Genomic DNA, 22,856 nt, shown 5'->3' with positions numbered 1-22,856 from the left:
GGCGGGACTCCCGAACTTTCCCAGAATTTTTCGCGCGGGCCGGGCTTCGACACCCGATCGTGACGCGCCTCACGTAGTTTCCTCCAACTCTACTCGCGTAGAAATTTTGTGCGGGTAGTCTGAAGGAACCTGCTCAGCACCACACACCGGGAGTGCCAGTGGCACGCGTCGTAGTCGACGTCATGCTCAAGCCGGAGATCCTCGACCCCCAGGGCCAGGCGGTCCAGCGTGCGCTGCCGCGCCTGGGTTTCGAGGGGATCTCGGACGTACGTCAGGGAAAGCGTTTCGAACTCGAAGTCGACGGGCCGGTCGACGAGGCCGCACTCGCCCGCATCCACGATCTGGCGGAATCCTTCCTCGCCAACACGGTGATCGAGGACTTCGTCGTCAAGGTGGAAGAGCCGGCGGAAGTCGCGGAGGCCGCGAAGTGACCGCTCGTATTGGCGTCGTCACTTTCCCGGGCAGCCTCGACGACCGGGACACCCGGCGCGCGATCCGTATCGCGGGGGCGGAACCCGTCGCCCTGTGGCACAAGGACAAGGACCTCAAGCAGGTCGACGCCGTCGTCCTGTGCGGCGGCTTCTCCTACGGCGACTACCTGCGCGCCGGTGCCATCGCCCGTTTCTCGCCGGTGATGGAGCCCCTCATCGAGCAGGCGAAGGCCGGCCTCCCGGTCCTCGGCATCTGCAACGGCTTCCAGATCCTCACGGAGGCCCACCTCCTCCCCGGCGGCATGCTCGGCAACGACCACCTCCACTTCATCTGCCGCGACCAGAAGCTGCGGGTGGAGAACGCGGAGACGGCCTGGACCGGCGACTACCGCCAGGGCCAGGAGATCAGCATCCCGCTGAAGAACATGGACGGCCGGTACGTCGCCGACGCCCGCACCGTCGACGCGCTGGAGGCGGAGGGCCGGGTCGTCTTCCGCTACCTGGACGTGAACCCCAACGGCTCGCTCAACGACATCGCCGGCATCACCAACGAGGCCGGGAACGTCGTCGGCCTCATGCCGCACCCCGAGCACGCCGTCGAGCCGCTGATCGGCACCGGCCGCACCGACGGCCTCCCGTTCTTCACCTCGATCCTCAAGAAGCTGGTCAACGCATGAGCCGGACGCCTCTGGACACGGTCGAGCACGCGGCCGCGACCCCCGACGTCGAGCTGCCCTGGGCCGAACTCGGCCTGAAGAAGGACGAGTACGAGCGGGTGGTGGAGATCCTCGGCCGCCGCCCGACCGGCGCCGAACTCGCCATGTACTCGGTCATGTGGTCCGAGCACTGCTCGTACAAGTCCTCCAAGGTCCACCTGCGCCAGTTCGGCGAGAAGGCGCCCGAGAGCGACGCGCTGCTCGTCGGCATCGGCGAGAACGCCGGTGTGGTCGACGTCGGCCAGGGCTACGCGGTCACCTTCAAGGTCGAGTCGCACAACCACCCGTCGTACGTCGAGCCCTACCAGGGCGCGGCCACCGGCGTGGGCGGCATCGTCCGCGACATCATCGCGATGGGCGCCCGCCCGGTCGCCGTCGTGGACCCGCTGCGCTTCGGCGCCGCCGACCACCCCGACACCAAGCGCGTCCTGCCGGGCGTCGTCGCGGGCATCGGCGGCTACGGCAACTGCCTGGGCCTGCCCAACATCGGCGGCGAGGTCGTCTTCGACGCCTGCTACCAGGGCAACCCGCTGGTCAACGCCGGTGCCATCGGTGTCATGCGGCACGAGGACATCCACCTCGCGAAGGCGTCCGGCGCGGGCAACAAGGTCATCCTCTACGGTGCCCGCACCGGCGGCGACGGCATCGGCGGCGCCTCGATCCTGGCCTCGGAGACCTTCGACGACGCCAAGCCGTCGAAGCGGCCGGCCGTCCAGGTCGGCGACCCCTTCCAGGAGAAGCTCCTCATCGAGTGCACCCTGGAGGCGTTCGCCGAGAAGCTGGTCGTCGGCATCCAGGACCTCGGCGCGGCGGGCCTGTCCTGCGCGACGAGCGAGCTGGCGTCGAACGGCTCCGGCGGCATGCGCGTCACCCTGGACGACGTGCCGCTGCGCGACTCGACCCTCTCGCCCGAGGAGATCCTCATGAGCGAGTCGCAGGAACGCATGTGCGCGGTGGTCGAGCCGGCGAAGGTCGACCGCTTCCTGGAGATCTGCGAGAAGTGGGACGTCATCGCCACCGTCATCGGCGAGGTGACCGACGGCGACCGGCTGGAGATCTTCTGGCACGGCGGCAAGATCGTCGACGTCGACCCGCGCACGGTCGCCCACGACGGCCCGGTCTACGAGCGCCCGTACGCCCGCCCGGACTGGCAGGACGCCCTCCAGGCCGACGACGCGAACAAGCTGCCCCGCCCGGCCTCCGCGGCGGAACTGAAGGCCCAGGTCCTGAAGCTGGTGGGCTCGCCCAACCAGGCCTCCAAGAAGTGGATCACGTCCCAGTACGACCACTTCGTGCAGGGCAACACGGTGCTGGCCCAGCCCGAGGACTCGGGCATGATCCGCGTCGACGAGGAGTCGGGGCTCGGCGTCGCCATCGCCACCGACGGCAACGGCCGCTACGCCAAGCTCGACCCGTACACGGGCGCGCAGCTCGCGCTGGCGGAGGCGTACCGGAACGTCGCCACGACCGGCGCCAAGCCGCTCGCGGTGTCCGACTGCCTGAACTTCGGCTCGCCCGAGGACCCGGCCGTGATGTGGCAGTTCGCGGAGGCGGTACGGGGCCTCGCGGACGGCTGCCTGCAGCTCGGCACCCCGGTGACCGGCGGCAACGTCTCCCTCTACAACCAGACCGGCGAGGCGGCCATCCACCCGACCCCGGTGGTCGCGGTCCTCGGCGTCATCGACGACGTGGCCCGGCGCACCCCGGTCGCCTTCCAGGAGGAGGGCCAGCTGCTCTACCTCCTCGGCGACACCCGCGAGGAGTTCGGCGGCTCGGCCTGGTCCCAGGTCGTCCACGACCACCTCGGCGGGCTGCCCCCGGCGGTGGACCTGGAGCGGGAGCGCCTGCTGGCCGAGATCCTGATCTCCGCCTCCCGCGACGGCATGATCGACTCCGCGCACGACCTGTCCGACGGCGGTCTCGTCCAGGCCGTCGTGGAGTCCGCGCTGCTCGGCGGCAAGGGCGCGCGGCTGGTCGTCCCGGACGGCCTCGACGCGTTCACCTTCCTGTTCTCCGAGTCGGCCGGCCGCGCGGTCGTCGCCGTGCCGCGCTCGGAGGAGCTCCGCTTCACCGACATGTGCGGCGCGCGGGGCCTGCCGGCCACCCGTGTCGGCGTCGTGGACGGTGCCGCGGTGGAGGTGCAGGGCGAGTTCGCCCTGACCCTGGACGAACTTCGTGAGACCCACGAGAACACCATCCCGGCCCTGCTGGCCTGACCCCGCCGGGTAACCCCGAAGGCCCTGCCCGTCCCGAACGGGCAGGGCCTTCGCACCCCCGGACCGAGCACGGCTTGGGCTGGACGCCGTCGCCCGCGTAGGGGCCGCGAGTTCCTCTGCCCCCGGCTCCGGCCGCGTGGCCCCCGCACCGGGTGCCGGTTTTGCCCCTGGCCACGTGGCCTCGCCTCAGTGGGGGCCTGGCGGCCGGCTTGGGTCGGTCGTACTGCCGGGCGTTGCCGGTGCCGGTCTTGTCCTTGGCCACGTGGCCCCGCACCGGTCCTGGCCTCGCGACCTGGCTTGGGTCGGCCGTGCTGCCCGGGCGCTGTGCGCGGTGCAGGCCGTGGCCCTTGGCCATGTGCCCTCGCCTCGGTCGTGGACTCGCGGCCCGCCATGCGCGGCCGTACTGTCCGGATGCCGCGCCGGGCGCCGCGGCCTTGTCCCTGGCCATGCGACTCCGCTCCGGTCCCGGCTGCACCGCCCGGCACGGGTCCGGCTGCACCGCCCGGCACGGGTCCGGCTGCACCGCCCGGCACGGGTCCGGCTGCACCGCCCGGCACGGGTCCGGCCGTACCGCCCGGCACGGGTCCGGCCGTACCGCCCGGCACGGGTCCGGCCGTACCGCCCGGCACGGGTCCGGCCGTACCGCCCGGCACGGGTCCGGCCGTACCGCCCGGCACGGGTCCGGCCGTACCGCCCGGCACGGGCTCCGGTCGCGTGCTCCATCCTCGACCCGGCCCCGTGTCCCCACCCCCAACCCGACCACGCGCCCCCTTCGCCGGCCCCGGCCCCGACTCCCAGCCCCCAATCCCCGAACTCACCCCGAACCGTTCGTCCCCGGCACACCCGGCCCAGCCAGGAGGGGCTGAAGCGTCCTGCCCGGCAGGGCATAGGCTCACCCGCATGCCACCGGCCAGGAAGCGTGCCCGCAGTTACGATCCCGCCCGTACGAGGGCCGCCGTGCTCGCCCAGTTCGGGCATGTCAGGGAGGCCGTCCGGGGGCTGGACGCCGAGCGGCTCGCGTTGCCCACCCGGCTCGGTGAGTGGACCGTACGGGAACTGGTCGCGCATCTCGGCATGGCGCTCACGGCCGTGCCGAGGGCCGTGGCGGAGCCGGCACCGTCACGGCAGGACGTCACGGTGGCCGAGTGGCCGTTCGCCACCTCCGCGCGCTCCGGTGACATCGACGCCGTCACCCGGCGCCTGGCCGCCGAGCACCCCGAACCCGACGCGTACCTCGCCGGGGTCGAGGAGAGCCTGCGGGCCGTGCTGACCGAGCATCCCGGCGGGCGGCTGCTGGCGACCGACGCGGGCGCGCTGCCCCTGGACGACTACCTCGTCACCCGGGCCGTCGAACTCGTCGTCCACACCGACGACCTGACGGCCGCCGTCGCGGGCCTCGATGTGCCGTACGACCGGCAGGCCCTGGCCGCCGCGACCCGGGTGCTCGCCGACGCCCTCGCCCTGAAGGCGCCCGGCGGCTCCACCGAGGTGCGGGTGCCGCCGTACGCCGTGGTGCAGTGCGTCGAGGGGCCCCGGCACACCCGGGGTACGCCGCCCAATGTCGTGGAGACCGACCCGCTCACCTGGATCCGGCTCGCCACCGGCCGGCTGACCTGGCGGGACGCCCTCGCGGCGGCGAAGGTCAGCGCGAGCGGGGAGCGCGCGGACCTCGGGGACCTGCTGCCGCTGATGTCGTAGCCCGGAACCGGTCGTACCGCGCGTCCGTCGAACCCGTATGAACCGGTACGAGCAGCGCATGACCCTGGCGGTGGCCGCCGCGCTCCTCCCGTGCGTGGTGGCCTGTGGCGGCGGAAAGGCGGACAGTGGTGCGGTGAGCGAACGGCATCCGGTGACCGGGATCGACTGGCGGGTCGACAGCGTCACCGTCGACGGCACCACCCACGACGCGCCCGCCACGGCCCGGCTGCGCATCGACGCGGACGGCAAGGCGTCCGGCGACCTCGGGTGCAACCGGTTCAGCGCCCGCGGCACCGTCGACGGCGACCACGTCACCCTCGGACAGTTGCGCACCACCAGGATGGCCTGCGCCCCGGCCCGTATGGAGTTCGAGCGCACGCTCGCCCGGACGCTGACCACCGGCACGCTCACCGCCCACGCCACCGAGACGAGGCTGACGCTCACGGACGGCGACGGCGACCGTGTCCGGCTCAGCCGCCCGGCACCCGAATGATGTGCGACACCTCACTCACGCACGCGGCGCCCCGGCCCCGGCCCGCCGCGTCCCGTCCGCCCCGGACTCGGACGAACCGCTGAAGCACCCGAGCTGACCAGCCAGAACGCGAATTCCGCCAAGGTGATCGGCGAAACCCCGACCCGTCAGGGTCGCGTATCCCCCATTCGGACCAGCGGCCGGTCTCGCCTACACTCGGAACCGTGCCACGTGGTGACGGTCGACTCAATCACGATCTGCTTCCCGGCGAAAAGGGCCCCCAGGACGCTTGCGGCGTCTTCGGCGTCTGGGCTCCGGGTGAAGAGGTCGCAAAGCTCACGTACTTCGGGCTCTACGCCCTCCAGCACCGGGGTCAGGAATCCGCGGGAATCGCGGTCAGCAACGGCTCCCAGATCCTCGTCTTCAAGGACATGGGCCTGGTCTCCCAGGTCTTCGACGAAACCTCGCTCGGTTCGCTCCAGGGTCATATCGCGGTCGGACACGCCCGCTACTCGACCACCGGCGCCTCCGTGTGGGAGAACGCCCAGCCGACGTTCCGCGCCACCGCGCACGGTTCGATCGCGCTCGGCCACAACGGCAACCTGGTCAACACGGCGCAGCTCGCCGAGATGGTCGCCGCCCTGCCCAACGACAACAACAGCCGCTCCACCCGGGTCGCGGCGACCAACGACACCGACCTGCTGACGGCCCTGCTGGCCGCCCAGGTCGACGAGGACGGCAAGCCCCTCACCATCGAGGAGGCCGCCCACCAGGTGCTGCCGAAGGTCCGGGGCGCGTTCTCCCTCGTCTTCATGGACGAGCACACCCTCTACGCCGGCCGCGACCCGCAGGGCATCCGCCCGCTGGTCCTCGGCCGCCTGGAGCGCGGCTGGGTGGTCGCCTCCGAGTCCGCCGCCCTCGACATCTGCGGCGCGAGCTATGTGCGGGAGATCGAGCCGGGCGAGTTCGTCGCCATCGACGAGAACGGCCTGCGCAGCTCACGATTCGCGGAAGCGAAGCCCAAGGGCTGTGTCTTCGAGTACGTCTACCTGGCCCGCCCGGACACCGACATCGCCGGCCGGAACGTGTACCTCTCCCGGGTGGAGATGGGCCGCCGGCTCGCCAAGGAGGCCCCGGCCGAGGCCGACCTGGTCATAGCGACCCCGGAATCCGGCACCCCCGCCGCCATCGGCTACGCGGAGGCCTCCGGCATCCCCTTCGGCAACGGCCTGGTGAAGAACGCCTATGTCGGGCGCACCTTCATCCAGCCCTCGCAGACCATCCGCCAGCTGGGCATCCGCCTGAAGCTGAACCCGCTGAAGGAAGTCATCCGGGGCAAGCGCCTGGTCGTCGTGGACGACTCCATCGTGCGCGGCAACACCCAGCGGGCCCTGGTCCGCATGCTGCGCGAGGCCGGCGCCGCCGAGGTCCACATCCGGATCTCCTCCCCGCCCGTCAAGTGGCCCTGCTTCTTCGGCATCGACTTCGCCACCCGCGCGGAGCTGATCGCCAACGGCATGACCATCGAGGAGATCGGCACCTCGCTCGGCGCCGACTCCCTCGCCTACATCTCCATCGACGGCATGATCGAGGCGACCACGATCGCCAAGCCGAACCTGTGCCGCGCCTGCTTCGACGGCGAGTACCCGATGGAGCTGCCCGACCCGGAGCTGCTCGGCAAGCAGCTGCTGGAGACCGAGCTGGCGGCCGGTCCGGCCGCCACCGCAGCGGCCGACGCGATCCGCCGCCCGTAACACCCCCGCAGTACGACACGAAAGCTCTCACAGTCATGTCTGAGACAACTGGTGCCAGCTACGCAGCGGCGGGCGTCGACATCGAGGCGGGCGACCGCGCCGTCGAGCTGATGAAGGAGTGGGTGAAGAAGACCCGGCGCCCGGAGGTGCTGGGCGGCCTCGGCGGCTTCGCCGGACTCTTCGACGCCTCCGCCCTCAAGCGCTACGAGCGCCCCCTGCTGGCCTCCGCCACCGACGGCGTCGGCACGAAGGTCGACGTCGCCCGCCGGATGGGCGTCTACGACACGATCGGCCACGACCTGGTCGCCATGGTCATGGACGACATCGTGGTGTGCGGCGCCGAACCGCTGTTCATGACCGACTACATCTGCGTCGGCAAGGTCCACCCCGAGCGGGTCGCCGCCATCGTCAAGGGCATCGCCGAGGGCTGTGTGCTGGCCGGCTGCGCCCTGGTGGGCGGCGAGACCGCCGAGCACCCGGGCCTGCTGGGCGAGGACGACTTCGACGTCGCCGGCGCGGGCACGGGCGTCGTGGAGGCCGACCGGCTGCTCGGCGCCGACCGCATCCGCACGGGTGACGCGGTGATCGCCATGGCGGCCTCCGGTCTTCACTCGAACGGGTACTCCCTGGTCCGCCACGTCCTGCTGGAGCGCGCCGGCCTGGCCCTGGAGACCGAGATCGCGGAGCTGGGCCGCACCCTCGGCGAGGAGCTGCTGGAGCCCACCAAGATCTACTCGCTGGACTGCCTGGCGCTGACCCGCACCACCGAGGTGCACGCCTTCAGCCACATCACCGGCGGCGGCCTCGCGGCCAACCTGGCGCGCGTGATCCCGGACGGTCTGCACGCCGTGGTCGACCGCTCCACCTGGACCCCGGGCGCGATCTTCGACCTGGTCGGGAAGACCGGGGACGTCGAGCGCCTGGAGCTGGAGAAGACCCTGAACATGGGGGTCGGCATGATGGCCGTCGTCCCGGCGGAGTCCACCGAGGCGGCCCTCACGACCCTGGCCGACCGGGGTGTCGACGCCTGGATCGCCGGCGAGATCACCGAGCGCGGCCCGAAGACCACCGGGGCCGAGCTGGTCGGGGACTACGCGGCCTGACAACCCTGACAGCACAGAAGCCGGTCGGTGGCTGTGCCACCGACCGGACTGTTGCTCAGTGCAAGGTCAAGCGCCGCGACGATGTTGTGAAGGGCCCTCGTCCTCGTCGTCGCCGTCCTCATAGAGGTCGGCGTAACGCGAGTAGAGGTCGTCCTCGTCATCTTCATCGTCCTCGAACGGCTCGCCGTTCGGCGGCTGGCTCGAAGTCGATGCGCCCAGTTCATTGGCCAGACGTGACAGGTCAGTCCCACCGCTGTTGTACTTCAGCTGGCGGGCGACCTTTGTCTGCTTGGCCTTGGCCCGGCCGCGCCCCATGGCTCGACCCCCTCGGTGACGGGGCTCAACGGCCCCAGAGTCTGACACGCGTTCATGATCCGAAACGGACCCTCCGCAGAGAGGCCGGTCCGTAGGGCTTCCACGGTACCTGAGCCCGCGCCCATACGGTACGTCGCCCGCAGCACGCGCGTGTGCACAGGACCCGCGAGGTGCCCTGTCCTCGCTGGTCAATGGCGATTTTAACCACTTATCGGGGTACGACCCGCCGGTTGAAGTGAGAGTTCTCTCCACGTTCCCGCCGGCGGGTACCGCGCGTTTGTGCGAGCGGGTCAGTACGCGGTGCCGCCCGCGCGCGCCTCGGCCATCCGCTGCTCGGCGATCCGGTCGGCCGCGGCGGCCGGCGGGATCCCATCCTTCTTCGCACGTGCGAATATCGCCAGCGTGGTGTCGAAGATCCTCGCGGCCTTCGTCCGGCACCGGTCGAAGTCGAACCCGTGCAGCTCGTCGGCGACCTGGATGACCCCGCCCGCGTTGACCACGTAGTCCGGCGCGTAGAGGATCCCGCGGTCCGCGAGGTCCTTCTCGACGCCGGGGTGGGCGAGCTGGTTGTTGGCCGCGCCGCACACCACCTTGGCGGTCAGCGCCGGCACGCTGAGGTCGTTCAGGGCGCCGCCGAGGGCGCAGGGGGCGTAGATGTCCAGGCCCGGCACCCGGATCAGCGCCTCGGTGTCGGCGACCGCGGAGACCCGCTCGGGGTGCTGGTCGAGGATCCGCCGGACCGCGTCCTCGCGCACGTCGGTGATCACGACCTCGGCGCCCTCGTCCAGCAGGTGCCGCACCAGGTGGTGGCCGACCTTGCCGACGCCCGCGATGCCGATCCGGCGCCCGCGCAGCAGCGGGTCGCCCCACAGGTGCTGGGCGCTGGCGCGCATGCCCTGGTAGACGCCGAAGGCGGTGAGCACGGAGGAGTCGCCGGCGCCGCCGTTCTCGGGGGAGCGGCCGGTCGTCCAGCGGCACGCGCGGGCCACCACGTCCATGTCCGCGACGTAGGTGCCGACGTCGCACGCGGTGACGTACCGGCCGCCGAGGGAGGCGACCATCCGCCCGTAGGCGAGCAGCAGTTCCTCGCTCTTGTCGCGCTCCGGGTCGCCGATGATCACGGCCTTGCCGCCGCCGTGGTCGAGCCCGGCCATGGCGTTCTTGTACGACATCCCGCGCGCGAGGTTGAGCGCGTCGGCGACGGCCTCGGCCTCGGTCGCGTACGGGTAGAACCGGGTGCCGCCGAGGGCCGGGCCCAGGGCGGTGGAGTGGATGGCGATCACGGCCTTCAGGCCGGACGCGCGGTCCTGGCAGAGCACGACCTGCTCGTGGCCGCCCTGGTCCGAGTGGAACAGGGTGTGCAGGACATCAGCAGGTGCGCCGGTTACGTCGGTCACTGTGGTGACTCCTGTGTAAGTAGCGGCGAGTGGGGCGCGGTCCCCGTGCGGGTGGCGGGGGCCCGGTGGCATGAGCGTAGAGCCTGCGGCCACCCGCCATCCGCGCAGTGTTCAGGATCACTCTCCCGGGCCGCCGGCGCACGTGTGACCCATGGATGACCGTGGCACGATGCGCAGTGTTTCGAGCCGGGTCCGGTGGGGAGTGAGCAGGCGTGCCCAAGGTGTCCTCCGTGGTCGTCCCTTACGCGGCGTACCTGCGCGTGTACGAGCCGCTGGGCGCCTTCCCGGAGCCGGAGCGCGCGCACTGGACGCGCTACGCCGCCCGCCCCGACCGGCCGTCGTACCAGGACGAACTGCGGCGCTCGCTGGCCGACTTGCTGCCCACCCCGCCGGTCGTCGTGCCGGTGCACGAGAGCCGGGACGCCTTCGTGCTGGAGGTGGACGGCGTCACCTGCGTCTGCCCCTGGCGCACTCGGCTGCGCGGCTGGCAGGCGCTCGGCGAGCCGACCGGGGAACTGCCCCCGCCGGTGCTGGACGCGGTGCTGCCGCCCCTGCTGCGCCGCCAGGCCGCCCAGGACTACGAGCGCTGGCTGGCCCGGAACCCGGACGCCCGGCCCTGGATCCGCACGGCCGTCTGGCAGGTGCCGCTGAACTGGTTCGTGCTGGTCTCCGACGCCGAGCGGCGCTACGACGAGGGGACCGCCGAGGTGCCCCCGGTGCTGCGCTACCGCACGCCGATGGTGCAGGCCCGGCGCCGGGTGGCGCGGGGGCTGCGGGCGCTGAAGGACGCCGTCGAGGAGGGACCGCTGATCGACGGCCTGCTGGACGTCGGCCGCTGGCTGGAGGAGTTCCACCCGCGCTCGCTGGTGGAACTGGACTATGGCGGCCTGGTGCACGTGCTGCCGGCCGGCGAGCTGGTGGGCGACCACTCGGCGGCGGACGTGGCGGCCGGGATCGAGGCGCTGCGACTGGGCGACGGGGCGGCGGCCGGGGAGGCCTACGGGCGGCTCGTGGAGCGCTGGCGGGCGGTACGGGACCGGCGTTCCGCGAACTGAACGCGAACCGGGCGTGAGCCGAGTGACGTAGGTCACGGCTCGAACGGCCTCGAACGACGTACGGTCTACGACACTTGACCCTGTGCCGGGACGTTGGTCCCGATCTGGACTTTTGTCTCAAGGGTGACGGACGGCACTTACGCGGCCCTTGCGCCTCTTGCCGCCCCTCATGCCAAAATAGGACAAGGAGTCCGGGGAGGGCTCCGTCCGCCCAACTATGCTCCACTGTGGGCGGATTCCCAGCATTGCACGCTTTGGGGGGTCTTGTGACTCCTGCACGCCACTGTGACTGATCGTCACAGTGGCGTGACTGTCCGCTATGGCATGGTCCATCGGCATCCGTCGCTGATGAACACCTGGGAGGGCAATTCCATCGGTTTGGCCGACGCGGCTGGACAGATGGTGTAGTTGTAGTGCCGAGGACAAGCCGTTCGTCCTATAACCGACTCGACTCGCGTCCGCCATTTCGGGCAACGCGGGTCAAGGTGCAGAATTTAGAGGAAAGAACCGAGATGGTTCGGTTCTCCCGAGGAGGCCGCTCATGACCGCTCGCACCCCTGATGCCGAGCCGCTGCTGACCCCGGCTGAGGTCGCCACCATGTTCCGTGTCGACCCCAAGACGGTCACGCGGTGGGCGAAGGCCGGCAAGCTCACGTCGATCCGTACGCTCGGCGGGCACCGCCGCTACCGCGAGGCCGAGGTCCGCGCACTGCTCGCGGGCATCCCGCAGCAGCGCAGCGAGGCCTGAACAACCGAATAACGGGCGAAACCGCCAGGCCCCCCAACCTGTCGGACGTGCCCGGAACCCTAGCTCCAAGCGACGCGGGTTCTGCCCCAACAGGCCCCTCGCCCAAGCCGAAGAGAACGCCACAGGCAGCGACACAGGGTGCGTCGTGGATCGCGCTGGACTCCGCCGGGTCCAGCGCGATCTTTTTTGTGCGTCGGCGGGGAGTGCGCAAGTGGCCCTGTGGGCAGCCTTGTCGGAGTCTGGGGAGCGGTGTCGGAACCGCCCTGCGAGACCCCGGTAAGGGGTGCAATTGCACATATTAAATTGACCTGTTGTATGACGGGGGTAAGTGTCACCCTTTTGAAAAGTCATGCGGTGACACCCGTCACACATGGGGGCGCTTGTTGCCCGTGCTTCCGGTGCGCTAGTGGAAGCACCTGTTCCAGGGTCGCACCCAGGAGCCGGGCGCGCGGGGGGCGTTGGTCACGCGCTGCGGGGACTTTCGTCCTCCATGGCGTCCGCGTCGGGCTCCCGGGGCCTGGCCGGGGCGTCCAGCGCCAGCCGCAGCAGGCGGTGGCAGACCGGGCAGTGCCGGGTGACGTGCCGATAGGACGAGGCGGCCGACAGATGGGCCCGCAACAGCGCCCGCGTCTCGTGCCTGGCCGATGCCGCCATACGCCACCTCCGGGGGCCGCACAGGAGGAACGGGCCCTGCTCCCTGGGTACCGAGGGAAGCCGGCGCCGTCAAGGGCGGCCGGGCTGCGCGGACAACGCAAGAGGGCCCCTCTCGCGAGGGGCCCTCTTGTCGTCTATGCGGTCCTGACGGGATTTGAACCCGCGGCCTCCACCTTGACAGGGTGGCGAGCACTCCAAACTGCTCCACAGGACCAGGTTTCGCGGCGTTCGACCTGCGGTCTTGCGCTGCGAGTAGGACTGTACAGGAGGCGGGCCCGCCTGGTCGAACTCGCCCCCTGTGACCGTCCGGTCACGGCACCGCCGCGTCGATCGCCTTCACGATCCGCTTGTCGGAGACCGGGTACGCCGTGCCCAGCGCGTGGGCGAAGTAGCTGACCCGCAGCTCCTCCAGCATCCAGCGGATGTCGAGGACCTGCTGCGGCACCGGGCGGCCCTGGGGCAGCTGCTCCAGGAGCCACGCGTACTCGTCCTGCATCTCGTGGACCTTCTCCATGCGCGTGGTGTCCCGCTGGACCCCCGTCGGCATCTGCTGCAGGCGCCGGTCGGCGGCGACCAGGTAGCGCATCAGGTCGGGCAGCCGCCGTATGCCGGCCGCGGTGACGAAGCCGGGCTTCACGAGGGCGTCCAGCTGCTTGCGCACGTCCGTCAGGTTCGCGAGCAGCGCCGGGCTCCGCACGGCCTTCAGGCGGCGCTCACAGGCCCCCCAGGCGGCCAGCACCTGCTGGACCTGGCCGACCGCCCGGACCGTGGTGTCCACGATCTCGGCGCGGACCTTGTCGTAGAGCTTGCGGTACGACTCCTCGTCCCACGCCGGGCCGCCGAAGTCGCCGATCAGTTTGTCCGCCGCCGCCATCGCGCAGTCGTCGAACAGCGCCTGGATCGATCCGTGCGGGTTGGCGGACAGCCCCAGCTTCTGCTGGTTCGTCAGCTTCTCGGAGGCGAACTTCGCGGGGTTGACCGGGATGTTGCGCAGGATGAGCCGCCGGGTGCCCTGCCACATGGCCTCGGCCTGCTCGGCCTCGGTGTCGAAGAGGCGGACGGAGACGGTGTCGCCGTCGTCCACCAGCGCCGGGTACGCCTTGACCGGCTGGCCGGCCCGGCGGGTCTCGAAGACCCGGCTGAGGCTGCCGATCGTCCAGTCGGCCAGCCCGGCGCGCTCCAAGGACTCCCCGCCCTCGCGGGACGCGGTCGCGGCGGCGGCCTGGGACAGCGCCTTGCGTGCCTTCGGCTTCAGCCGGAGTTTCAGCGCCTCCAGGTCCTTGTCCTCGGCCAGCTTGCGGCGCCGCTCGTCGACGATCCGGAACGTGATCTTCAGATGGTCCGGGACCTTGGACCAGTCGAAGTCCTCCGCCTCGAAGGGCACCCCGACCATCCGCTTCAGCTCGCGCGCCATGGTGACCGGCAGCGGCTCCTGGAGCGGCACGGCCTTCTCCAGGAACGCCTTGGCGTAGTTGGGCGCGGGCACGTAGTTGCGGCGGATCGGCTTGGGGAGGGTGCGGATCAGCTCCGTCACCACCTCCTCGCGCAGACCCGGGATCTGCCAGTCGAAGCCCTCGTCGGTGACCTGGTTGAGGACCTGGAGGGGGATGTGCACGGTCACACCGTCCGCGTCCGCGCCCGGCTCGAACTGGTACGTCACCCGGAACTTGAGCGGCCCCTGGCGCCAGGTGTCGGGGTAGTCGGCCTTGGTGACCGCCTCCGCCGACTCCCGGATGAGCATCTCCCGCTCGAAGTCCAGGTGATCGGGCTGCTCGTGCCGCTTGTGCTTCCACCAGGAGTCGAAGTGCGCGCCGGAGACGACGTGTTCGGGTACCCGCTGGTCGTAGAAGTCGAAGAGCGTGTCGTCGTCCACGACGATGTCCCGGCGCCGGGCCCGGTGCTCCAGCTCCTCGACCTCGCTGAGCAGCTTGCGGTTGTCCGCGAAGAACTTGTGGTGGGTGCGCCAGTCGCCCTCGACCAGCGCGTTGCGGATGAACAGCTCGCGGGAGACCTCCGGGTCGATCCGGCCGTAGTTCACCTTGCGCTGGGCGACGATCGGCACGCCGTACAGTGTGACCTTTTCGTACGCCATCACGGCCGCCTGGTCCTTCTCCCAGTGCGGTTCGCTGTAGGTGCGCTTGAGCAGGTGCTCGGCGAGCGGCTCGACCCACTCCGGCTCGATCCTGGCGTTGACCCGCGCCCACAGCCGGCTGGTCTCCACCAGCTCGGCGGACATCACGAACTTCGGCTGCTTCCGGAACAGCGCGGAGCCGGGGAAGATCGCGAACTTGGCGCTGCGGGCGCCCAGGTACTCGTTCTTGTTGCCGTCCTTGACGTCCTTCATCCCGATGTGGGACAGCAGGCCGGCCAGCAGCGAGACGTGCACGCGGTCGGCGGGGGCGTCCTCCTCGGCGAGGTGGATGCCCATCTGCTTGGCGACCGTGCGCAGCTGGACGTAGATGTCCTGCCATTCGCGGATGCGCAGGAAGTTGAGGTACTCCTGCTTGCACATCCGGCGGAACGAGCTGGAGCCGCGCTCCTTCTGCTGCTCGCGGACGTACCGCCACAGGTTGAGGTAGGCGAGGAAGTCGCTGGTCTCGTCCTTGAAGCGGGCGTGCTGCTGGTCGGCCTGGGCCTGCTTCTCGGCCGGGCGTTCGCGCGGGTCCTGGATGGACAGCGCGGCGGCGATGACCATGACCTCGCGGACACAGCCGTTCCTGTCCGCCTCCAGCACCATCCGGGCGAGGCGCGGGTCGACCGGCAGCTGGGCCAGCTTGCGGCCGGTGTCGGTGAGCCGCTTGCGCGCGTCCTTCTGCGCCGGGTCCAGTGCGCCCAGCTCCTGGAGGAGTTGCACGCCGTCGCGGATGTTGCGGTGGTCCGGCGGGTCGATGAAGGGGAACTTCTCGATGTCGCCGAGGCCGGCGGCGGTCATCTGGAGGATGACGGAGGCCAGGTTGGTGCGCAGGATCTCCGCGTCGGTGAACTCCGGCCGGGCGAGGAAGTCGTCCTCGCTGTAGAGCCGGACGCAGATGCCGTCGGAGGTACGGCCGCAGCGGCCCTTGCGCTGGTTGGCGCTGGCCTGCGAGACGGGCTCGATGGGCAGCCGCTGGACCTTGGTGCGGTGGCTGTAGCGGCTGATCCGGGCGAAGCCGGGGTCGATGACGTACTTGATGCCGGGCACGGTCAGGGAGGTCTCGGCGACGTTGGTCGCCAGCACGATCCGGCGTCCGGTGTGCGGCTGGAAGACCCGGTGCTGCTCGGCGTGCGAGAGCCGCGCGTACAGCGGCAGCACCTCGGTGAATCGGTATTTCTTCTTCTCCAGCGCGTCCGCGGTGTCCCGGATCTCCCGCTCGCCGGAGAGGAAGACGAGGATGTCGCCCTGCCCCTCCGCCATCAGCTCCTCGACGGCGTCGGTGATCGCGGTGATCTGGTCGCGGTCGGCGTCCGCCGTGTCGTCGGAGTCCTCCTCCAGCAGCGGGCGGTAGCGCACCTCCACCGGGTACGTCCGTCCGCTCACCTCGATGATCGGGGCGTCCCCGAAGTGCCGGGAGAACCGCTCCGGGTCGATGGTCGCCGAGGTGATGACGACCTTCAGGTCCGGCCGCTTCGGGAGCAGCTGGGCGAGGTAGCCGAGCAGGAAGTCGATGTTGAGGGACCGCTCGTGCGCCTCGTCGATGATGATCGTGTCGTAGGCGCGCAGCTCGCGGTCGGTCTGGATCTCGGCGAGCAGGATGCCGTCCGTCATCAGCTTGACGAAGGTGGCGTCCGGGTTCACCTGGTCGGTGAAGCGGACCTTCCAGCCGACGGCCTCGCCGAGCGGGGTGCGCAGCTCGTCCGCGACCCGCTCGGCGACGGTGCGGGCGGCGATCCGGCGGGGCTGGGTGTGCCCGATCATGCCGCGCACGCCGCGGCCCAGTTCGAGACAGATCTTCGGGATCTGCGTCGTCTTTCCGGAACCGGTCTCGCCGGCGACGATGACGACCTGGTGGTCGCGGATGGCCGCCGCGATGTCGTCCTTCTTCTGGCTGACCGGCAGCTGCTCGGGATACGTGACGGCGGGCAGGCGGGAGCGCCGCCCGTCCATCCGGGCCGCGGCCTTGTCGACCTCGGCCTCGATCTCGGCGAGGACGGCGGCGCGGGCCTCCGGCTTACGGATCTTGCGCGCGCCCTCAAGCCGCCGCCCGAGCCGGTGCGCGTCGCGCAGCGACAACTCGGTCAGACGGGGGGCGAGGGTGCCGAGGGCGGGGGCGGGATGCGTAGACATACGCGATCCAGGATCTCACCCCCGAACAAAAACAAGCGAACGATTTGCCGGGCGGCACCTACAGCGCCCCGCCAGGGGCGCGGAGAACTGCGCGATCAACCACGATTCACCCGCTCCCGGCGTACAAGCGCCTCACCCCACGGCGGCCGCCCGCCAGGGGCGCGGGGAACGGCGCGATCAACCACGATTCACCCGCTCCCGGCGTACAAGCGCCTCACCCCACGGCGGCCGCCCGCCAGGGGCGCGGGGAACTGCGCGATCAACCACAACGCACCCGCACCCGGCACCTGAAGCACCACCCCCACGGCGGCAGCCCGAGCCCCCCGACAGGAGACCGGTGCCCCTATTGCCCTAGCGTGATCCCTATGCCCGACTCGCAGCACTCAGAACCCGGAGAACACACGGAACCCGGAGCACACGGAGCACACGGCCGCCCGCCCACCCGAGCGGAGCGCTACGCCGCGTTCCGGACCTCCCCCTTCCTCCCCGCCACCGTCCTGCTGCTGCTCGTCGCGGCCGGTGCCGGCCTCTTCGCCGGCTCCTACACCTACGCCATGGCGAACCCGACCCCGCACAGCATCCCCACGGCCGTGACCGGCGACTACGGCGGTCCGGCCGCCCGGCGCTTCATCGGCGGGATGGAACGGGCCCTGGACGCCTCGCTCAAGCTGCGCCCGTACGACAGCAGACAGGCGGCGTTGGGCGCGGTGGACGCGCAGGAGGCGTTCGCGGTGGTCGAGGTGCCCGCCTCCGGAAAGCCGATCCTCCTGGAGGTGTCCGGGGCGTCCGGCTCGTCGGTCGCCCAGGTGCTCGCGGAGTCGGCGGCGAAGGTGGGCAAGGCGACCGGCACACCCGTGGTGGTCCGTGACGTCAAGCCGTTGCAGAAGGGCGACCCGCGCGGCCTGGCGATCTTCTACATCACCCTCGCCGCGGTGGTCGTCGGCATGGTCGGCGCCATCCAGCTCAGCGTGCACGCCAAAGCGCTCAATCCGCTGGAGCGCATCGCCTACATCGTCGGCTACTCGCTGCTCGGCGGGTTCGTGATCTGCGCGGTGGTGGACTGGTGGCTCGGCGCGCTGCGGCTGCCGTTCGCGGAGTCCTGGCTGATCCTCGCCCTGACGATGTTCACGACCAGCATGGTCTTCACGATGTTCAACACCCTGGTCGGACGCTGGGCCATGCTGCCCACCTGGGGACTGCTGGTACTGCTGGGCAACCCCTCGTCGGGCGGTGCCGTCTCCTGGCCGCTGCTGCCGTCCCCGCTCGGCACGATCGGCCGCTGGCTGCCGCCCGGCGCCTCGGTGAACGCCCAGCACACCGCCGTGTACTTCCGGGGCCACCAGCACGTGTTCCCGTTCCTGGTGCTGGTGGGCTGGACGGTGCTCTCCTGCGCGGTCTTCGTGACCTGGCGCCACCGCCACCCGGGCGGCCGCCCCACCGGCCCGGCCCACGCGGCCTAGGCGCCCCGCGAGGCCGATGCCACCGGCGTCACCGCCGGCGGTACCTCGGGCACCGGGGTGTGCGCTCGGGAGGGGCCGTCGGCGAGGGCGATGGAGCGTGCGGTGTTGGAGACGGCCTTGATGCCCAGATAGGCGGTGGTCGTGCTGCTGACCGCGGTGAAGGCGGCGGTGAGGACACCGACGATCACGGCCTTGTCACCGTCGAGTTGCCAGACCCCGAAGACCGCGACGGCGACGACGGCGAGATTGCTGACCACCACCGCGAGTAGCCCGTACCTCGCCCTGTCCTTCTCCAGCGCGGTCTCGTCCGCGCCCCCGACCCGGCTGCTGCCCATGACTTCCCCGCTTCATGGCTGTGACACGACGAAGGCCCCGTTCGTCGAACGGGGCCTTCTGGTTGTGGCTGGGGCCGGGGTCGAACCGGCGACCTATCGCTTTTCAGGCGATCGCTCGTACCAACTGAGCTACCCAGCCACGGTGTTTCACGTGAAACACCAGCGGTCCTGACGGGATTTGAACCCGCGGCCTCCACCTTGACAGGGTGGCGAGCACTCCAAACTGCTCCACAGGACCAAGCACGTATGCAACAGTGTCGCACACGATCTTGCGTGCCCCCAACGGGATTCGAACCCGAAATCGTTACCTTGCTGACCTGCGTAAACGCTGGAGACCGGGATAAGTGCCACCATTTCCATCCTCCTGAGTCCTGCTCGATCCACCTCGATCCGGGTCCTGTGCTGACACGTCAGCACAGGACGACAGATCGTTGCGAATGCGAATCTAAGCTGGTCAGGGGTGGAGTGGTCCCTGATACTACGAGCCCTGCACTGCTTCATGATGCCTCCTGAAGCAAAGCTGAAGGCCCCTGAGCGGCTGCATCCGGGTCAGCACGACACGTGCACGGTTTGCCCCGGCCGGGCGGGAGAGTGTTCGGGTGCGGCGCCGACCTTCCCGCTGGCTTCTGCGCGGTGTGGGGGAGCTGTTGCCGGACGCTTGTTTTGTGTATGACGGCGTCGTTCGGGATCACGCTGGGGACACACACGAAGTACCGCCGGGCAGGCGTCCTGCGGTACTTCGTGTTGATGCTGTCGCCGTCGTCGCTAGGCGTACTTTCTCGTGTCAGACGAGGACCGCAGCAGATTGCTTCGGAGCGATCAGTGCGTCGATTACCTGTGAAGCTAGCGCGTCCACCTGAGCGATGACCGCATCGTTCAAGCCGGTGCCCGCTGACGAGAGGTAAGCCAACAGGGAGCCGCGAACGACGGACCGCACGTCTCCCGCCCCCACATCCACACCGGCCTCCAACAGGGCACTCAGCTCCTTCTGTGCAGTCGCCAGAGCTTCTTCGAGCGAGCCATTCGGGTTGGTCGCGCCGTCGGCTGCCCGACGGCAGACGACCACGCTGTCCAGATTCGACGGCTCTCGCGAGCCGGTCTTGACGATGCTCGTCGACATCTCCCCCTTGACCGGTTGGACGGCGGTGATCACGAAGCCGGCGCGGTGAAGCGATTCGACCACCTGCACCCAGCCGCTGATGCGGGCCTGGTGGAACGTGAAGGCGAGGAGACCACCCGGCTTCAGGACCCGTGCGCACTCGCTCCAGACAGCTTCGATCGCCTTGCCGAACTCGACCGGATCCGCGTGCTGAACTTCTCCGGTTCGCCGTGTTGTCGCCGTCGCCGGGTACGCGCCGTACGGCCGCATTCCGTGAAGCCAGGCGTGGAAGAAGTCAGCAAGCTCCGCGTAGTGAACGTTGTCCATGTAGGGCGGGTCCGTGACGACCAGGTCGACGGACCCATCGGGGAGATCGGTCTCCGCCGAGTTCCGGGTGGCGACGTAGGCGGCTTGGCCCTGGGCGGCCTCGAACGATGCCCATGAGTCGACAACGGTTGCAGCCAGCGGCTTGGCGAGCCCGGTGACACGTTCGGCCCCTGCGCCTTTGTCGACGAGATCGGCGGGCTTCACTTTGTACTCATGCGCACGCTGCAGCCGGCTCTTGTAGAGAGTTGAAAAGGAACCCGACGACTGCGTCGTCCCCCACGGATGGGCTTCGAGGGGCGTTCGCTCCGGCTTGAGGACGTGGTGGCTGAACATGTGCCGGACAGCACCGGTCCCCTCGCCCTTGAAGGACGTGAAGAGGTTGTTGAACTCAAGGGTGCCCGAGAAGAGCGCCGCGAGCGCTTCACGTTCAGCGGAGGGTCCGGGCAAGTCCCGGATTGCGGTCGCGATCAGCGATAGCGAGACCAATTGGCGCGCGTTGAAGAAGTCGCGCCACTCGCGAAAGTTCCACTTCAGCGCCTGGTCGGTGTTGTTGCCTCTCGCAAGCTCACCCTGCGGCAGGACCATGGAGTCGGGCAGATCGGCGAGTCGCTCGACGCACTGTGCGTAGAGGTCGCGATCCCAGTCGGTGATGCTCTCGTAGACCTTCGAGCCATCCGGGTTCGCGACCATCTTGGCGTACATCTCGAACTCAGCCCTGTTGCCGCCGAGAGCAGTCAAGACCTTGAAGGTGTGGCCCTGGCGACAGGTTGCCATCTGACCGCGGACTGCTCCACGCTGGCTGATCTCGTGGCCGCTGGGGCACGTCTCGGAGTCGAAGTCGTACCGGCTCTGCTTGACACCCAGGCACTCAGGACAGACGATCTGCGCTTTCGGAACCCGCTTAGGATAGGCGTTCTTGGAGAACACCGGCGAGTCGAATAGTCGCACCTTGTCGGAGCAATCGGGGCACTGGACGGTCGCGACCCAGAAGTAGTACAGGACAGTCCGGCCGTCTTCGGCCTGGTGGACGCGGTCGATCTCCTCGCGGCAGGCAGACTCGACGGCCTCGTAAGCAGCCGCCAGGCGCTCCATGTTCCAGGGCTGCATTGCCTGGCGCTGGACCAGGGTTGCCACGGGGTTGATATCGAAGCACACGGCTCGGGCTCCGAGCTTGAGTGCTTCGACACCAGTGACACCGGAGCCAGAGAAGGGATCGAGGACGACGGCACTATTCAGGTCCAGCGGGGATGCGTATGCCGCGGCGCCATCGGCGTCCTCGGGTGTCGTAGCCGAGGCAAGAATCCCGCGGAAGACAGTGCCGAGGCGCTTGGCCCACCACTTGTGTGTGCTGGTCGCAGGGCGGTGGACCTCCTTGCGCCAGGACTCCTTCGTGCCAACGGCACTGAGCATCGCGGCAGGGAATGCCGACTCCAGGCCCGTCCGTGCAGGTACCACGGGCGTCATGAGCGAGGCCCCTTCAGCGTGACCGTCTTCGTGTCACCCGCTCCACGCGATCGGTAGGCACGGAACTGGTGCACGGTACCGGCGTTCGGATTCGGCTCCTTGTGCGTGACCATCTCGTTGGTCTGCATGTTGAACTCGTACGAAACGAGCACATCGTCAACCTCGACCCGGTCCAGCTCGCCTACCTGGACGAGCTCGCTCGACAGCACCTGGTAGTCGGCGGGTGCGATGAGTGTGGCCAGGCCGGCCGTTCCGGCGGCCAGCGCGAACGGCGTAGGCACGACGTACATCTTCCGGTCGCGGACCAGTATGTCGCCGTATGAGCCGAACCCGCGGAACGATTTATTCTTGTGAATATAGTCGGTGTCGGCGTTCAAGAAGCTGCCATGGCAGACCACGAGATCAACGACGGGGTACTCGTCAACGCCGCGCTCGGCCTTGGGGTAGCGTCCGAAGACGTAGAAGACCTCGCGGCCGTTGTGGTTCCCCGTGGGCACCTGGGAGTTGGAGTCGTAGTCAGCCTCTCGGCCGGGGAACTCCAAACCCTTGACCTCGTAGCCCTCCGGGTGGTTGACCAGCCGGAAGTCCGGATACGTGTTCCTGCCCGGTTCGTCGTAGGCGAGGCGGCACGCTTCAATGCGCTCTCCGACCCAGTTCTGGAAATGATACTCCTTGTCGCTCGCCGACACCCGCTGGATCAGGTCACCGTCCGCCCGAGCGCGCTCGCACTCCAGAAATACCCGTTCAACTGCGCCCACCTGCTGCCCTCTACTCGCTCGGTCTGGCCGCACCGCCGGGACTGGGGCGCGTCTTCCGGGGGCATCGTATCGGTGAGTGGCGACATCGCCTGATAGTCGATGCGGGCAGCGTCAGTCACGCCGGGGCCGCCGGCCACAACTGCTTCGGCGTGACTTGCACGGTCTTCGAGTCGAAGGTTTGTTGAACCCCCAAGCTGGTCCTGCCCGACTGCACCGGACACCTCGCGGACCCGGAAGTCCTGGACGCACGTTCCGGTGAGGACCCGGATGTCCGACGGGAGCGGCGTGGCGTGCACACGAGTGCGCACGGCTTGGACAGCCCGAGACCCAGATGCAGCCCGCGGACCTTGGCCGGCACCGGAGCTTCCGTGCCGCTGCCACTGGGGCGGCGGGGGGGGGAAAGCGGCCTCGCACGGTGGCATCAGCTGCGGACTCTCCGGGGGCCGCTGAGCAGGTCAAGCAGCTCCACCCCGGCCCGCCCAGTACGGCCGGCTCGCACTTCTCGCGGTGGCGGTAGGGACTCACGGGATCCATCGAGGGAGAAGGAAGCCATCCCGACCCCGGAAACACAGGCATTCCCGGGGTCATGT

Annotated in this window: 17 protein-coding genes and 3 tRNA genes; 10 read left to right on the top strand and 10 right to left on the bottom strand. The window is 69.7% G+C overall.

All coding sequences use genetic code 11. The features are described 5' to 3' along the window. Positions 1–158 precede the first annotated feature (158 nt). The 7 genes from purS (at position 159) to purM (ending at position 8,390) form a co-directional block, all read left to right on the top strand. On the top strand, positions 159–431 hold the full coding sequence (gene purS / locus NX794_RS10115; RefSeq protein WP_258777986.1) for a phosphoribosylformylglycinamidine synthase subunit PurS: 273 nt from the start codon (positions 159–161) through the stop codon (positions 429–431). Continuing rightward, positions 428–1,108, top strand: coding sequence for a phosphoribosylformylglycinamidine synthase subunit PurQ (gene purQ / locus NX794_RS10110; RefSeq protein WP_258777984.1), 681 nt, complete (start codon positions 428–430; stop codon positions 1,106–1,108). Before purS ends, purQ begins: the two co-directional genes overlap by 4 nt. After that, positions 1,105–3,363, top strand: a complete 2,259-nt coding sequence (gene purL, locus NX794_RS10105; protein WP_258777983.1) for a phosphoribosylformylglycinamidine synthase subunit PurL — start codon at positions 1,105–1,107, stop codon at positions 3,361–3,363. Before purQ ends, purL begins: the two co-directional genes overlap by 4 nt. 900 nt (positions 3,364–4,263) lie before the next feature. Continuing rightward, positions 4,264–5,061: a maleylpyruvate isomerase family mycothiol-dependent enzyme gene (locus NX794_RS10100; protein ID WP_258777981.1), complete on the top strand. Its 798-nt coding sequence runs from the start codon at positions 4,264–4,266 to the stop codon at positions 5,059–5,061. A gap of 58 nt (positions 5,062–5,119) precedes the next feature. Continuing rightward, positions 5,120–5,554, top strand: coding sequence for an META domain-containing protein (locus tag NX794_RS10095; RefSeq protein WP_258777980.1), 435 nt, complete (start codon positions 5,120–5,122; stop codon positions 5,552–5,554). A 203-nt stretch (positions 5,555–5,757) separates the two neighbouring features. After that, a complete protein-coding gene (gene purF / locus NX794_RS10090; RefSeq protein WP_258777979.1) occupies positions 5,758–7,287 on the top strand; it encodes an amidophosphoribosyltransferase in 1,530 nt (509 codons plus the stop codon). Positions 7,288–7,322: 35 nt separating this feature from the next. Then, the gene (gene purM, locus NX794_RS10085; RefSeq protein ID WP_258777976.1) at positions 7,323–8,390 is read left to right on the top strand and encodes a phosphoribosylformylglycinamidine cyclo-ligase; all 1,068 of its coding nucleotides are present in this window, start codon (positions 7,323–7,325) and stop codon (positions 8,388–8,390) included. Between the two features lie 66 nt (positions 8,391–8,456). On the opposite strand, the gene NX794_RS10080 is transcribed toward purM, so the two are convergent. Next, positions 8,457–8,705, bottom strand: a complete 249-nt coding sequence (locus tag NX794_RS10080; protein ID WP_258777975.1) for a DUF3073 domain-containing protein — start codon at positions 8,703–8,705, stop codon at positions 8,457–8,459. 290 nt (positions 8,706–8,995) lie between these two features. Next, positions 8,996–10,102 (bottom strand): Leu/Phe/Val dehydrogenase, encoded by a 1,107-nt coding sequence (locus NX794_RS10075; protein WP_258777974.1) that lies wholly within the window; start codon positions 10,100–10,102, stop codon positions 8,996–8,998. Between the two features lie 212 nt (positions 10,103–10,314). Here NX794_RS10075 and NX794_RS10070 point away from each other — a divergent pair, with 212 nt between their 5' ends. Together NX794_RS10070 and bldC are read left to right on the top strand one after the other, a co-directional pair. Next, a complete protein-coding gene (locus NX794_RS10070; RefSeq protein ID WP_258777973.1) occupies positions 10,315–11,157 on the top strand; it encodes a DUF8083 family protein in 843 nt (280 codons plus the stop codon). Positions 11,158–11,698: 541 nt separating this feature from the next. Then, entirely contained in the window at positions 11,699–11,905 is a 207-nt protein-coding gene (bldC, locus tag NX794_RS10065) for a developmental transcriptional regulator BldC (protein ID WP_003949541.1), read from the top strand. A gap of 462 nt (positions 11,906–12,367) precedes the next feature. On the opposite strand, the gene NX794_RS10060 is transcribed toward bldC, so the two are convergent. From NX794_RS10060 to hrpA, 3 genes are all read right to left on the bottom strand, one after another. Next, complete coding sequence (locus NX794_RS10060; protein ID WP_258777970.1) at positions 12,368–12,559, bottom strand: DUF6274 family protein; 192 nt, start codon at positions 12,557–12,559, stop codon at positions 12,368–12,370. Between the two features lie 139 nt (positions 12,560–12,698). Further along, positions 12,699–12,773 (bottom strand) — tRNA-Asp (locus NX794_RS10055). A 96-nt stretch (positions 12,774–12,869) separates the two neighbouring features. Next, entirely contained in the window at positions 12,870–16,823 is a 3,954-nt protein-coding gene (gene hrpA, locus NX794_RS10050; RefSeq protein ID WP_258777969.1) for an ATP-dependent RNA helicase HrpA, read from the bottom strand. Positions 16,824–17,188: 365 nt separating this feature from the next. On the opposite strand from hrpA, the gene NX794_RS10045 reads away from it, so the two are divergent. Then, a complete protein-coding gene (locus NX794_RS10045) occupies positions 17,189–18,283 on the top strand; it encodes an ABC-2 transporter permease (RefSeq protein ID WP_258777968.1) in 1,095 nt (364 codons plus the stop codon). On the opposite strand, the gene NX794_RS10040 is transcribed toward NX794_RS10045, so the two are convergent. The 5 genes from NX794_RS10040 to NX794_RS10020 form a co-directional block, all read right to left on the bottom strand. Next, positions 18,280–18,618 (bottom strand): hypothetical protein, encoded by a 339-nt coding sequence (locus NX794_RS10040; RefSeq protein ID WP_258777966.1) that lies wholly within the window; start codon positions 18,616–18,618, stop codon positions 18,280–18,282. The genes NX794_RS10045 and NX794_RS10040 overlap by 4 nt on opposite strands. 65 nt (positions 18,619–18,683) lie before the next feature. Further along, positions 18,684–18,757: transfer RNA gene (locus NX794_RS10035), tRNA-Phe, on the bottom strand. 24 nt (positions 18,758–18,781) lie between these two features. Beyond that, positions 18,782–18,856 (bottom strand) — tRNA-Asp (locus tag NX794_RS10030). 546 nt (positions 18,857–19,402) lie between these two features. Beyond that, positions 19,403–21,508: a DNA methyltransferase gene (locus NX794_RS10025; RefSeq protein WP_258777964.1), complete on the bottom strand. Its 2,106-nt coding sequence runs from the start codon at positions 21,506–21,508 to the stop codon at positions 19,403–19,405. Beyond that, a complete protein-coding gene (locus tag NX794_RS10020; RefSeq protein ID WP_258777963.1) occupies positions 21,505–22,266 on the bottom strand; it encodes a hypothetical protein in 762 nt (253 codons plus the stop codon). Before NX794_RS10020 ends, NX794_RS10025 begins: the two co-directional genes overlap by 4 nt. Positions 22,267–22,856 lie beyond the last annotated feature (590 nt).

The sequence above is a fragment of the Streptomyces pyxinicus genome (genome assembly GCF_024753135.1).
Taxonomy (GTDB): Bacteria; Actinomycetota; Actinomycetes; order Streptomycetales; family Streptomycetaceae; genus Streptomyces; species Streptomyces pyxinicus.
The sequence above is the reverse complement of the archived record's forward strand: the minus strand, read 5'-3'. Positions and strand labels throughout refer to the sequence as shown.